This window comes from Sphingomonas panacis (assembly GCF_001717955.1).
Lineage (GTDB): Bacteria > Pseudomonadota > Alphaproteobacteria > Sphingomonadales > Sphingomonadaceae > Sphingomonas > Sphingomonas panacis.
In genome coordinates this window covers 4,362,080-4,375,472 of the sequence record NZ_CP014168.1, presented here as the reverse complement: position 1 = coordinate 4,375,472, position 13,393 = coordinate 4,362,080, and the positions used below count along the sequence as shown (strand labels likewise).

The 13,393-nt window shown below is 63.7% G+C and carries 11 protein-coding genes; 9 read left to right on the top strand and 2 right to left on the bottom strand.

Going from position 1 to position 13,393, the window contains the following annotated elements:
• Nucleotides 1-218 precede the first annotated feature (218 nt).
• Nucleotides 219-2,792, top strand: a complete 2,574-nt coding sequence (locus J0A91_RS20195) for a TonB-dependent receptor (RefSeq protein WP_150127003.1) — start codon at nt 219-221, stop codon at nt 2,790-2,792.
• Between the two features lie 191 nt (nt 2,793-2,983).
• Here J0A91_RS20195 and J0A91_RS20190 read toward each other — a convergent pair whose 3' ends face one another.
• Nucleotides 2,984-3,793: an SDR family NAD(P)-dependent oxidoreductase gene (locus tag J0A91_RS20190; protein ID WP_069206402.1), complete on the bottom strand. Its 810-nt coding sequence runs from the start codon at nt 3,791-3,793 to the stop codon at nt 2,984-2,986.
• Between the two features lie 139 nt (nt 3,794-3,932).
• On the opposite strand from J0A91_RS20190, the gene J0A91_RS20185 reads away from it, so the two are divergent.
• The 5 genes from J0A91_RS20185 to J0A91_RS20165 all read left to right on the top strand — a co-directional run bounded on the left by J0A91_RS20185 (nt 3,933) and on the right by J0A91_RS20165 (nt 9,567).
• Nucleotides 3,933-4,691 (top strand): short-chain dehydrogenase/reductase, encoded by a 759-nt coding sequence (locus tag J0A91_RS20185; protein WP_069206401.1) that lies wholly within the window; start codon nt 3,933-3,935, stop codon nt 4,689-4,691.
• 133 nt (nt 4,692-4,824) lie between these two features.
• Complete coding sequence (locus J0A91_RS20180) at nt 4,825-5,574, top strand: electron transfer flavoprotein subunit beta/FixA family protein (RefSeq protein ID WP_069206400.1); 750 nt, start codon at nt 4,825-4,827, stop codon at nt 5,572-5,574.
• Nucleotides 5,575-5,600: 26 nt separating this feature from the next.
• Entirely contained in the window at nt 5,601-6,530 is a 930-nt protein-coding gene (locus J0A91_RS20175) for an electron transfer flavoprotein subunit alpha/FixB family protein (protein WP_069206399.1), read from the top strand.
• A 73-nt stretch (nt 6,531-6,603) separates the two neighbouring features.
• Nucleotides 6,604-7,782, top strand: coding sequence for a beta-ketothiolase BktB (gene bktB, locus J0A91_RS20170; protein ID WP_069206398.1), 1,179 nt, complete (start codon nt 6,604-6,606; stop codon nt 7,780-7,782).
• 450 nt (nt 7,783-8,232) lie between these two features.
• Entirely contained in the window at nt 8,233-9,567 is a 1,335-nt protein-coding gene (locus J0A91_RS20165; protein ID WP_069206397.1) for an FAD-dependent oxidoreductase, read from the top strand.
• 202 nt (nt 9,568-9,769) lie between these two features.
• Here the strand turns inward: J0A91_RS20165 and J0A91_RS20160 are convergent, their stop codons facing one another.
• Nucleotides 9,770-10,534, bottom strand: coding sequence for an IclR family transcriptional regulator (locus J0A91_RS20160; RefSeq protein ID WP_069206396.1), 765 nt, complete (start codon nt 10,532-10,534; stop codon nt 9,770-9,772).
• Between the two features lie 77 nt (nt 10,535-10,611).
• Between J0A91_RS20160 and J0A91_RS20155 the strand changes: the two genes are divergently transcribed.
• From J0A91_RS20155 to dmpG, 3 genes are read left to right on the top strand one after another with little or no spacing between them, the layout of a single operon-like run.
• Complete coding sequence (locus tag J0A91_RS20155; protein WP_069206395.1) at nt 10,612-11,397, top strand: 2-keto-4-pentenoate hydratase; 786 nt, start codon at nt 10,612-10,614, stop codon at nt 11,395-11,397.
• A complete protein-coding gene (locus J0A91_RS20150) occupies nt 11,394-12,356 on the top strand; it encodes an acetaldehyde dehydrogenase (acetylating) (RefSeq protein ID WP_476749568.1) in 963 nt (320 codons plus the stop codon). Before J0A91_RS20155 ends, J0A91_RS20150 begins: the two co-directional genes overlap by 4 nt.
• The gene (gene dmpG / locus J0A91_RS20145) at nt 12,353-13,375 is read left to right on the top strand and encodes a 4-hydroxy-2-oxovalerate aldolase (protein WP_069206394.1); all 1,023 of its coding nucleotides are present in this window, start codon (nt 12,353-12,355) and stop codon (nt 13,373-13,375) included. Before J0A91_RS20150 ends, dmpG begins: the two co-directional genes overlap by 4 nt.
• The last annotated feature ends 18 nt before the right edge of the window (nt 13,376-13,393 follow it).

Genomic DNA, 13,393 nt, shown 5'->3' with positions numbered 1-13,393 from the left:
CATGTGTCGCCTGCGCGTCGGGCTTGGACCGGGTGCTGAAGATCACAGTCCAGTTCTTCCCAAAATTTGCTGCGGCGCAACACGTCGTATTCTCATCAAGGCCCGCATTCATCGGAAGTTGGTGGATGAGAGTCGGCCGGTCCAGCGATGAGGCGGCTACGAAGTGCGATTAACGCTCATCCGTTATTGCCAAGTGCGCGCTTCAATCGCCGCCGGGAGTGGGGTTAAGAAGGCGCAAGTTAAAAACAAGATCGTTGAATGGCGCTCGCGACGAGATTTGCCATCGTCATCTCGGTTGCCGTGAGATGTCATGGTTCGGGATCGGCCGACATTCAACGTTACAAATCGGGGAGATGACCTTGAGAAGCAAATATTGTGTTGCCAGTCTGGCTGCTCTTGCGTGGGGGTGCATGATATCACCTGTCGCAATCGCGCAGGACGCGCCCGTAGCGCCGACCAATACGGTGCCGCAAACCACTTCGGTGCAGCAAGCCGCTGCCGCGCATCCGGCGGAGGACCCGACGATCATTCCAGACATCATCGTCAATGCGCGGCGACGTAACGAAACATCGTTGCAGACGCCGGTCGTGATCAGCGCGTTCTCGCAGGAACAACTTGCGACTCTGAACGTCACGAACATCACCGACGTCGCGAAGCTCACGCCGATGCTCGTCATCTCGCCCGCGACCGGCCCGTATGGCGGCAACCTGACCCTTCGTGGCGTAGCAAGTCCTTCATCCAACGCCTCTTCCGAGCCTGCGGTCACGATCAATATCGACGGCATTCCGCTCAGCTACGGCGGCGTCGTGCGCATGGCCAACATCGATATCGGACAAGTCGAAGTGTTGAAGGGGCCGCAAGCACTCTTCTTCGGAAAGAATTCGACCGGCGGCATCGTGTCGCTGCGCTCGGCTGAGCCGACAAAGACCTTCCAATCGCAGATCAGCACCGGCTATGAATTCAACGCACATCAGATCGATATCGATGGCTACGTCTCCGGTCCTGTCACCAACACGCTCGACATGCGGCTGGCAGGTCGATTTTCGCGGCAGCGTGGCTATTTCCACAACGTCGCGCCGAATGCGGCCTTCGACTATGCGCCGGGAACCGACGAAAATGGCGTCCGCCTCAGCGCGAACTGGGAGCCGAGCGACCGCTTGACGGTGAAACTGCGCGGTACATATGACGATGTAAGCGAGAACGGCAGCTACTCGGCCAGCCAGAAGATCTTCTGCGCCCGTGGCGTGTCCTCAGGGCCGGGTGCAGTGCCGGGGACGGATGACTGTACCCCCAACGGGACGATCGTCTTTGCACCGATCCCCTATCAGCAGATCCAAGCGATCACGGGCATTTCGGACTATGATTCTGCTGCCAGCTACCTGAAGGTGAAGCAGCATCTCATCAGTTCCGACATTTCGTACAAGTTGACGGATTCGATCACGCTGAGTTCGATCACCGGCTGGTACGGCATCCGCCAACGCGTTCTCGACGCGCAGACGACCGGCGCGCGCTTCTTCATCGGCGGCCTGTCGAGCGTGAAGAAAAATTCGTTCAGTCAGGAAGTCCGGCTGTCGTTCCAAAGCCCGGACTCTCCGGTCGATCTCATGCTGGGTGGATTCTACCAGAGCGACAATATGCTCGTGCGCGAGACGGGTGTGATCAACACCACCCAGATCACGCCGCTATCGCCGTACTGGTCGTTCCCACTGCGTTCGCAGGCGCTCTCGGCGTTCGGTCAGACGGACTGGAATATCACCAAGAAACTCAGCCTCTCGGCAGGCGTGCGCTATTCGCGCGACCGCAAATATCAGTATATCGTGCCGCCGGCGCCGTACCCGAACAAATTCACCACGCCCGAGGTGCAATTCTCGAACTGGTCGCCGGAACTCACGTTGTCTTACAAGCCGGATAGCGAAACGAACTTTTTCGGGTCTTACAAGCAGGCGTATAAGTCCGGCGCGTATCAGATCGGCTATACGACCTATAACGCGTCGCTCACCAACCCTGCGGTCACCGATATTCCCGCTTTCTACAGGCCGGAGACCGTCAAGGGGTTCGAGATCGGCATGAAGACATTGTTGTTCGATCGGCAGCTTCGCCTGAACCTGGCGGCCTACACCTACCGGTACAAAGATCTGCAGGTCAGCCGTTTCGATCCGTCCACGATCGCGCTGCTGATCCTCAATGCGTCGTCGGCGCGGGTGAAGGGTCTGGAGGGTGATTTCACTTTCTCGCCACGGGCATTGCGAGGATTCTCGATCAACGGGTCCGCGGCGCTGAACTCGGCGAAGTACGATTCACCCTTCCTCGCCGCCTGCTATGTCGGGCAAACGATCGGGGGCGGTTGTAACGCTCTGCAATCCAGCACGGCGACGGTGCCCAGCTTGCAGCAAATGGAGGGGCGTCCGCTGCCGCGCGCGCCGCAGTTCAGCGGCAGCCTCGGCCTGGCGTATGAATCGACCGTCGCCAGCGATTACAAGGCGCGCTTCAACGTGAACGGCGTTTACACATCGGGATATTTCCTGTCGCAGGAACTGAATCCCGGCGGGTTCACGCCGCGTCGCCTCCTCGTCGATGCGTCGGTGTCGGTCGGTCCAAAGTCGGGAAGCTTTGAGTTCGCGTTGATCGGTCGGAACCTTTCCAACCATTATTACACGTTCTCCGGCTTCCAGTCGCCGGGCACGGGCTCGGGGACGGGGACGAACGTCGGCGTGCTATCGGACTTTGAAGGTCCGGTGTCGCGCGGTCGCGAAATCTGGCTGAAGCTGACGATTCGCCCGGACGCGTTCTGACGACACCCCCAATCTGCTGAGAGCAAACCTGGAGCGCCCTCTGCATCGGCGGATGCAGAGGGCGCTTCGTTTTGCCGGACGCATGGCGGCGGCGCGGTTTCGCACGTTCCCTGCGTTTGAGAGGCCGATGCCACGATCTTCATGCCGGCCGCGCGAGCGGCAGGGGTGAAGATCGCGGCATCGGTGGACAATCAGCCGTCCGATGGTTCCCAGGCCCAGTAGCGCGCCACGGCGCCGCCATCGACCCGCAAGTCCACGCCAGTGATCATCGCCGCGTCGTCCGAGGCGAGGAACACGGCCGCCGCGCCGTAGTCGCTCGGATTGGGCAGTTTCTGCATTGGTATGCGGCGCGCGAATTGCGCCGTTATCGCGGAATAATCGGGCACCGGGCCAAGATCGAGGTTCCAGCGCCGCGCCCGCTCGGCCATCTCGTCGAGGCCGGTGGCAGTGGGTGTCAGGCTGACCACCCGGATGTCATGCCGGGCATATTCCATTGCCGCCGAGCGGGTGAAGTTGAGAATCCCGGCTTTGGCGGTGGTATAGGCGATGTTGCCGGGTTGCCCCTGGTGCCCTGCGGTCGAAACGATGTTGATCACGACGCCGCTACCCTGTGGCACCATCTTCGCGGTGGCATATTTGGTGAACAGAAACGTTCCGTCGAGGATCACGCCGTTGACGAGGCGCCATTCGGCCAGCGGCATCGTCGCAATGTTCTTCTGATTGAAGATGGCGGCATTGTTGACGAGAATATCGATCCGCCCGAACGCCGCTATCGCCTGATCGACCGCAGCCGATACGTCGTCTTCGTCGGTGACGTCGCAGGCGATGCCGATAGCGCGGCCGCCGGCGGCTACGATTGCGGCGGCACAGCTTTGCGCATTCTGCTCGCGCGCGTCCACAGCGACGATCGCCGCGCCCGCGCCGGCGAGCGCCTCGACGATGCCACCGCCGATATTGGGACTGGTCCCGGTGACGATCGCCACTTTTCCTTCGAGTTTCATACCCTCTCCTGACGCTGATATCGAATTGCGGAGTTAGATCGTTTGTACTAAATCGACAATGGCTGCGACAGGTTCTGGATATGCGGCGTCGCGCGGTGCGCGGCCGGGTCGCGATATCGATCGTATAGGGAGAGCGGATATGGATCTGCAGCTTGCCGGCAAGCGGGTGCTCGTCACCGGAGGGTCCAAGGGGATCGGTTTGGCGGTTGCGGTCGTCATGGCGAGAGAGGGCTGCGACGTCGTCATCGCCGCGCGCGACCAGGATGCATTGGATCAGGCAGCCGGGTCGATCCGCAAAAGCGGGGCGACGGTTACGACACTTGCCGGTGACATGACCGATGAGCGGGACGTTCGGCGGATCGTGGAGCAATGCGGCCCCCTTGATATCCTTGTCAACAATGCGGGCGCGATCCCGCCGGGGGCGTTGACCGATCTGACGATGGCGCGGTGGCGCGCGGCTTGGGATTTGAAGGTGTTTGGCTATATCGCCCTCACGCAGTCGCTCTATCCCAGCCTGTGCGAGCGCTCGGGGGTGGTTGTGAACGTGATTGGCGTTGCCGGGGAGCGTTTTCCTCCCGAGTATATCGCCGGCTCTTCCGGCAATGCGGCTTTGATGGGCTTCACCCGTGCGCTCGCGCGGGGCGCGCATCGCGATGGCGTCCGGGTCGTCGGGATCAATCCGGGTCCCGTCCTGACGGAGCGGCTTGCGCTCATGCTCAAGGCGCGCGCGGGCGCCGAGTTGGGCGATGCGGATCGCTGGCGCGAACTGGCGGCCACGATGCCGTTCGGGCGCTTTGCCGAACCCGATGAGATTGCCGATGCTGTGGCGTTTCTGGCGTCGCCGCGGTCGGCCTATACGTCTGGGGTGATCCTGGCGATCGACGGGGGCGCCCAGTGATGCCGTTGCAAACGTCTTCGTCACATATGCGGTGAACGTGCGCGCGCTATTGACGCAGTTCGCCCGGTCTCGGAAAAGCGGAATGATGTAAAACGTCGTGATAAACCATCACGGAAACAAAGTGGTTGCCGGAATGAAAGTCTTGGTGCCGGTCAAGCGCGTGCTTGATTATAATGTGAAGCCCCGCGTGAAAGCGGACGGCTCGGGCGTCGATCTTGCGAACGTCAAGATGAGCATGAACCCGTTCGACGAAATCGCGGTAGAGGAAGCGATCCGCCTGAAGGAAAAGGGCGCGGTTACCGAGATCGTCGTCGTCTCGATCGGCGAGTCGAAGGCGCAGGAGACGCTTCGCACCGCGCTCGCGATGGGCGCCGACCGTGCGATTCTCGTCACTGCCGAGGGCAAGGTGGAGCCGCTGGGAGTCGCCAAGTTGCTGGCGAGGATCGTCGAGGAGGAGCAGCCGAGCCTCGTGATCCTGGGCAAGCAGGCGATCGACGACGACAACAACCAGACCGGCCAGATGCTGGCGGGCCTGCTGGGCTGGGGGCAGGCGACTTTCGCGTCGAAGCTGGAACTGTCGGTCGACGGCGCGAAGGTCACACGGGAGGTCGATGGTGGTCTGGAGACGGGCAACTACAAGCTGCCGGCGATCATCACCACCGATTTGCGCCTCAACGAGCCGCGCTACGCCTCGCTCCCCAACATCATGAAAGCGAAATCGAAGCCGCTCGTGAACAAGACGCCGGCCGATTACGGCGTGACTGTGTCGCCGCGCTTGACCACGTTGAAGGTGGTCGAGCCGCCGCAGCGCACCGCCGGCGTGAAGGTCGCGGACGTCGATGAACTTGTCGCGAAGCTCAAGGCGCTTGGCGTCGCGAAGTAGCCCGGGCGCAGAGAAGACATATTGCCATGAAGACTCTCGTTTGGGTTGAGCACGACGGTTCGGCCGTCAAGGACGCCACGCTGGCTGCGGTCACTGCAGCGTCGAAGCTGGGCGAAGTGCATCTGCTGGTCGCCGGCCAGGATGTCGGCGCGGTCGCGGAAGCCGCCGCCAGGATCGCTGGCGTAGCGAAGGTCCATGTCGGCGATGACGCGGCCTATGCACATCAATTGGCCGAGAACGTCGCGCCGTTGGTGGTGGAACTGATGGGCGATCACGACGCCTTCGTCGCACCGGCCACCACCACCGCGAAGGCGGTAGCGCCGCGCGTCGCGGCACTGCTCGACGTGATGCAGATCAGCGATATCCTGTCGGTAGAAGGGCCGGACACATTCACGCGCCCGATCTACGCCGGCAATGCGATCGCCACGGTGCAGACCAGCGATGCGAAAAGAGTGCTGACGGTGCGCGGGACCGCGTTCGAAAAAGCGGGGGCCCAAGGCGGATCGGCCGTGATCGAACTCGTTCCCTCTACCGGCGACATGGGCCTCGCGGCGTTCGAGAGTCAGGAAATCGCCCAATCGACGCGACCGGAACTGACCAGCGCGAAGATCATCGTGTCGGGGGGGCGCGCGCTCGGCTCGTCGGAGAAATTCACCGAGGTGATCAATCCACTGGCCGACAAGCTTGGCGCGGGCGTCGGCGCAAGCCGCGCGGCGGTCGATGCGGGCTACGTTCCCAACGACTATCAGGTCGGCCAGACCGGCAAGATCGTCGCCCCCGAAGTGTACATCGCGGTCGGCATCTCGGGTGCGATCCAGCATCTCGCCGGCATGAAGGACTCGAAGACGATCATCGCGATCAACAAGGATGAGGATGCGCCGATTTTCCAGATCGCGGATATCGGCCTGGTCGGCGACCTGTTCAAGGTCGTGCCTGAATTGACGTCGAAGTTGTGAGCGACCGGCATCCTGGCCGCGATCATCGTTCGGAACGGATTTCCCGCTCCCCATCTCGAAGCGAAAGTGGAAGATGAATCCTGTCTATATAGTCTCGGGTGTTCGCACCGCGATCGGCGACTTCGGTGGCAGTCTGAAGGATCATGCCCCGGCCGACCTGGGCGCGTTGGTGATCGCCGAAGCGGTGCGTCGGGCCGGCCTGGGCCCCGACGATGTTGGACATGTCGTGGTAGGGCAGGTGATCCAGACCGTGCCGCAGGACGCCTATCTGTCCCGCGTCGCTGCGCTGAAAGCAGGCATCCCGGCGCGCACACCCGCATTGACGCTCAACCGGTTGTGCGGCTCGGGCGTGGAGGCGATTGTGTCGGCGGCGCGCGCGGTCGCGCTCGGCGAGGTCGATATCGCCATAGCAGCGGGCGCGGAAGTGATGAGCCGCGCGCCGCACCATGTCGCCGCGTTGCGCTTTGGCCGCAAGATGGGTGATGCGGCGATGGTCGATGCGCTGGTCACGACGTTGAGCGACCCGATCGACGGCTATCACATGGGGATCACCGCCGAGAACGTGGCGCGCGATCATCATATCACGCGTGAACGGCAGGATGCGCTCGCAGCGGAAAGCCATCGCCGGGCCGCGCAGGCCGAGGCGGAGGGGCGGTTCAAGAGCCAGATCCTTCCGGTGACGGTGAAGGACGGACGAAAGACGCGCGAGTTTGCCCGCGATGAACATGTTCGCGCCGAGAATGACGTGGCGGCGATGGCGGCGCTCCGTCCGGCGTTCCAGCAGGACGGAACCGTCACCGCAGGAAACGCATCCGGAATAAACGACGGCGCTGGCGCGGTCGTCCTCTGCTCCGCTGAGGCGCTGACGCAGCGCGGCCTGACCCCGCTCGGCCGGATCGTGAGTTGGGGCCACGCGGGTGTCGCACCCTCCCATATGGGGCTGGGGCCTGTCGAAGCGGTCCCGATCGCGCTCCAGCGCGCGGGGCTGACGCTCGACCAGATCGACGTGATCGAATCGAACGAGGCGTTCGCCGCGCAGGCGTGCGCGGTTTCGCAATTGCTCGGCTTTGATCCGGCGAAGGTCAATCCCAACGGGTCGGGCATCTCACTCGGCCATCCGGTCGGTGCGACGGGCGTGATCCTGACGGTCAAGGCCCTGTACGAACTGGCGCGGATTGAGGGCCGATATGCGCTAGTCACGATGTGTATTGGCGGCGGGCAGGGCATTGCGATGGTCGTGGAACGTTCCTGACCGCGCCACCCGCACAAGCGAATATCACATGGGCGTCAAATGTCGCAACCGCGAGGCTGGGCAGTTGACAAGCGCTCTGTCCGGGTAAACTCTGCTTGGCAGGATACCGCCAATCTAGGCGATGCGAGACCGTCCCGCCAGCGATGCTGGTAAGGGATAGCCGCGACGGAGAGGATCGGATGTATAACGGCGACCATCGCATGATCGAGTGTTCGTTTCTCGATCTCAGCATCACCGCGGCGATCGCTTCGTTGCTTTGCGTCATCGTCGTCTTCTGCCTCAGGTAATCGCGTCTAACGCCTGTGCGATCGTGAGTGTGGATGCGCGAACGTGTTTCCGCCGCTCGTCGATGGCCTGACCGGTCGGCTCACGGTCGCGGAACGTGCGGTGCGAAGATGATGCGGGACGTCGTCGGGTCGGAAGTCAGGTGCCTCTGAGCGCGCCTTCGTCATGAGCGATGTCGCCATAGAATGCGACTTGCTGGTCGTTGGCGCCGGCATGGCCGGACTCTCGGCGGCCGGCTGGGCCGCCGAGCGCGGCGCGAAGGTCATCGTCGTCGAGCGTGCGCCTGCCATGGGCGGATCGGCCTTTCTGTCCGCTGGCGTTCTTTGGACGGCGACCGCTCCGGCAACGATGGCCTTGTACGGCGGCGGCGACCCGGCGCTCGGTCGCGTGATCTTCGATACCTATCCAGATGCGATGCGGTGGCTTCGAGCGCGCGGGATCGCCATCGGGCCGCGCATGAACGTTCTGAACGGCTACGGGTATCAGATCGATATCGTTGCGCATCTGCGCGGTTGTGCGGCGTTGGTCGAGGCCGCCGGCGGCTATGTCATCCCAGACACCGCGACGACCGCGCTGGTTCGCGACGAGAGCGGTGCCGTGGTGGGTGCCCGGACCAGCCATCCCGACGGCGATGTCCTGGTTCGGGCCAGCGCCACCATCCTCGCGACCGGCGGCTATCAGGCGTCACCCGAGCTTCGTGCGAAGTTCATCCATCCAAATGCGGCGGACATGCGCCTGCGCGCGAACCCGGCCAGCGACGGTGCCGGGCTTAGGCTGGGCGAGGCGGCCGGAGGCGAGGTGCGAGGGGCGAACCCCGGCTTCTACGGCCATCTCGTCAGCGAATCTCCCGATTGGGGCGAGGAGCGGTTGAACGTGATGCTGGCGCAATATCACAGCGACCATGCTCTGCTGCTCAACGAGGCGGGAAAACGGTTCTGCGACGAGACGTTCGGCGATCATGCCAGCACCAATCACACGTTGCGGCAGCCGCATGCGCGCGCGTTGTGCTTCTGGGACGCGCGTGTCCATGCCGCATACGCCACCCAGGCCGTGGTGGCGTCCACTACCGCCGAGGACAGGATGGAAACCGCGCTGCGTTTTGGCGGCAAGGGCGTGGTTGCGCCCGATCTGGAGACGGTGGCGCGTTTCGCCGACGAACGAGGCTTCGATGGAGAACAGTCGATCCGCACCATCCGCGCTTTCAACGAAGCGACGCGCACCGGCTGGGAAACCCTCGATCCGCCGCGCATGGAGGAATGCGAACCGCTCGATCGCGCGCCATTCTACGCGCTCGTCGTCCATCCGGCGATCACATTCACATATGGCGGCCTGACGATCGATACCGGTGCACATGTCTTGCGGGCTGATGGCGTGCGCGTGCCGGGCCTTTTCGCGGCGGGAAGCGATGCGGCGGGCGCGTTTGGGACCGGCTATGCGGGCGGATTGGCGCTCGCCATGACCTTCGGCATCACCGCCGCGCGTTCGGCGGGCTGGACCTGATCGTGGCGGTAAGGCTTGGCGCGCGACCGTAGCGGTGAAGCCGAAGTCCTGTTCGGCCCGGCTGCCGTCCATCAGCGGAAGGACGGGCGGCCAGGATGGCGAAGCGACCATTTCGATCTGCGCACCGGATTGCAGGCGGCGCAATGCCGCCGCGATATCGTCATCTCTCGCTGCCTCGCGCGCCAGTCGCAGCCCGGTTCCGTCAGGCTTCGGACTGGTCACATCGACCGAAAGCGGCGCGCTCGATCACGCGGGCGGTATCGCGCAACTGCGGCAGGGCTTCTTCGGCGCGGCGCTCGCTGGTGAAGGTGGCGGAGAGTGCGGCGACGACTTCCGCGCTCGGGCGTCGCACCGGGACGGCGGCGCAGTTCAATCCCGTCAGGATCTCACCCCGGTCGAACGCGTGACCATTGGCATTGACCTGCTGAAGCACTGTACGTAGCGCGGCTGGATCGGTGATCGTGTTCGGCGTCAGCGCGGGAAACGGGCCGGTGGCGAGATAGCCGTTGCGGACGCTGTCGGGCAGATAGGCGAGCAGGACCTTCCCCATGCCGGAGCAATAGGCTTCCAGTTGCATGCCAACCTGCGTGAACAGCGCGGACGCTCCCGAGCCCGCTTTCAGGCGATATGTCACCATGTCGTGCTCGAACGTGCCGAGCTGCACGACGGTTTGCAGACTGGCGGCGAGCGCATTGAGGAACGGGGCCGCGACGACGGCGAGAACCTGTTTCTCGTCCACTGTGTGCAACAGCGCGAGCAACCGCGGCCCGGGCAGATACCGGCGCGCGCAGACCGTCAGATACCCCTCCGCCGCCAGCGTTGCGACCTGACGATGCGCCGTGGCGACCGGAACCTCCAAAGCGCGGGCGAGGGCTGCGATACTGGACCGTCCATCGTCGGCAATGACGGCGTCGAGCATGGCGAGCGTGCGCTCGGTGGCGTGAATGCGGGGAGCGCCTTTTCTCATCAGGTGAGATTTTAGACGATGGCGGGTCTGGTGCCAAGACGGGCTTTTTTTTTACCCAAGGCGGCGGGAGAGAATGCATGAAACACGCAGATTATGACCAACTCGCGACGCGCCTGCGCCACGCCTATACGTCCGGAGCGGTGCCGCCGTTGCGCGACGGACTGGACCCGGTGGATGCGGACGGCGCCTATGCGGTGCAGACGATCAACACACGTTTCTGGGAAGCGCAGGGGCGCCGGATCGTCGGGCGCAAGGCGGGGCTGACCGCTAAGGCGGTGCAAACGCAATTAGGCGTGGATCAGCCCGATTTCGGCGTGCTGTTCGCCGATATGGAGATTGCTGACGGAGGCAATCTCGATCCGGCCCGTGCGCTTCAGCCCAAGGCGGAGGCGGAGATCGCTTTCGTGCTCGGCGCCGACCTGCCCGACCCGGCGACCACGCCCGAGCAGGTGGCCGCAGCCGTCGGCAGCGTCCATGCCGCGATCGAGATCGTCGATAGCCGGATCGCCGACTGGAAGATCACCTTCGCGGACACCGTCGCGGATAACGGTTCGTCGGCGTTCTTCGTGCTTGCCAGGGAGGGCAAGCCGCTCGACGGCCTCGATCTGGAGGGCGCGGCGATGGCGATGGAGATCGACGGCGCGACGGTATCGACCGGGATCGGCGCGGCCGCGCTGGGTAACCCCTTGAACGCCGCTGCGTGGCTGGCGCGGACGCTCGCGACGCGGGGCGAACCGCTGAAGGCGGGTGATATCCTGCTCGCTGGAGCGCTGGGGCCGATGGTTGCGCTCCAACCAGGCAATACCGTTCACGCGACCGTCGCCGGGATCGGCGCGGTCCAATTCACATATGCGAAGGGATGACGATCGTGGCCAAGACCAAAGTTGCCATCATCGGGTCGGGCAATATCGGCACCGATCTGATGATCAAGATCATGCGACTGTCCGACACGCTGGAAATGGGCGCGTTCGTCGGGATCGATCCGGAGAGCGACGGGCTGAAGCGCGCCGAGCGGATGGGTGTTCCGATCACAGCGGAGGGGGTGGACGGACTCGTCAGGATGCCCGGCTTCGCGGAAATCGAGATCGTGTTCGACGCCACGTCGGCGGGCGCGCACAAGCATAACGACGCCTTGCTGCGCCAGTACGGCAAGCGCGTGATCGATCTGACCCCGGCGGCGATCGGACCCTATACGATCCCGCCGGTCAACGGCGACGCCAATCTCGACGCGGCCAACGTCAACATGGTGACCTGCGGCGGGCAGGCGACGATCCCGATCGTCGCGGCGGTCAATCGCGTGTCCAAGGTGCATTACGGCGAGATCGTCGCGTCGATTTCCTCGAAGAGCGCTGGTCCGGGCACCCGCGCCAATATCGACGAGTTCACGGAGACGACGAGCCAGGCGATTGTCCAGGTCGGCGGTGCGACCCGCGGCAAGGCGATCATCATCCTCAACCCGGCCGAGCCGCCGCTCATCATGCGCGATACCGTCTACTGCCTGTGCGACGACGGCGACCGCGACGGCATTCGCCAGTCGATCGACGCGATGGTGGCCGAGGTGCAGACCTATGTTCCGGGCTATCGGCTGAAGCAGGCGGTGCAGTTCGAGGCGATCGGCGGCAATCAGCCGCTGCATATCCCCGAGATGGCATCAACCGGCGCGACCGACTTCACCGGTCTGAAGGTCAGCGTGTTCCTGGAGGTGGAGGGTGCGGCGCATTACCTGCCCGCCTACGCCGGCAATCTCGATATCATGACCTCGGCCGCGCTCCGCACCGCCGAGAAGATCGCTGTTCGTATGCACGAAAGGGCTGCCGCATGACTCTCGATCCCGTTCAGACGAAGCTCTACATACAGGACGTGACGCTGCGCGACGGCATGCACGCGATCCGTCACCAATATGGTCTCGAGCATGTGAAGAACATCGCCCGCGCGCTCGACCGTGCCAAGGTCGATGCGATCGAGGTGGCGCACGGTGACGGCTTGCAGGGGTCGTCGTTCAACTATGGTTTCGGCGCCTATACCGATTGGGACTGGATCGGCGCGGTGGCGGAGGTGCTGGAGCATAGCGTTCTGACCACCCTGCTGCTGCCGGGGATCGGCACGGTCCATGATTTGAAACACGCCTATGGAATGGGCGTGCGTTCCGTCCGCATCGCGACGCACTGCACCGAGGCGGATGTCTCGAAACAGCATATCGAGGCGGCACGCGGTCTGGGCATGGACGTTTCGGGCTTCCTGATGATGGGTCATATGACTGATCCGGAATCGCTCGCCCAGCAGGCGAAGCTGATGGAAAGCTATGGCGCGCACTGCGTTTACGTGACCGACAGCGGTGGCGCGATGAACATGCGTGACTATGCCGCGCGGCTTCAGGCTTATGACCGCGTGCTGAAGCCGGAGACGCAACGCGGCGTGCACGCGCATCACAATCTCTCGCTCGGCGTCGCCAATTCGATAGTCGCGGTGGAGAACGGGGCGGTGCGTGTCGATGCGTCGCTGGCCGGAATGGGCGCGGGCGCGGGCAACGCGCCGCTGGAGGTGTTCATCGCCGCCGCCGATCGCTGTGGCTGGAACCACGGCTGCGACCTCTACGCGCTGATGGATGCGGCCGAGGATCTGGTGCGGCCGCTACAGGATCGGCCGGTGCGCGTCGATCGCGAAACGCTGACGCTGGGCTATGCCGGGGTTTATTCCAGCTTCCTGCGCCATGCCGAGAAGGCGGCGCACGATTATGGTCTCGATACGCGCGCCATCCTGACCGAAGTCGGCCGTCGAAAGATGGTGGGTGGGCAGGAAGATATGATCGTCGATGTCGCGCTCGACATGATCAAGGACTGAAGACTGAAGTCGGAGGCC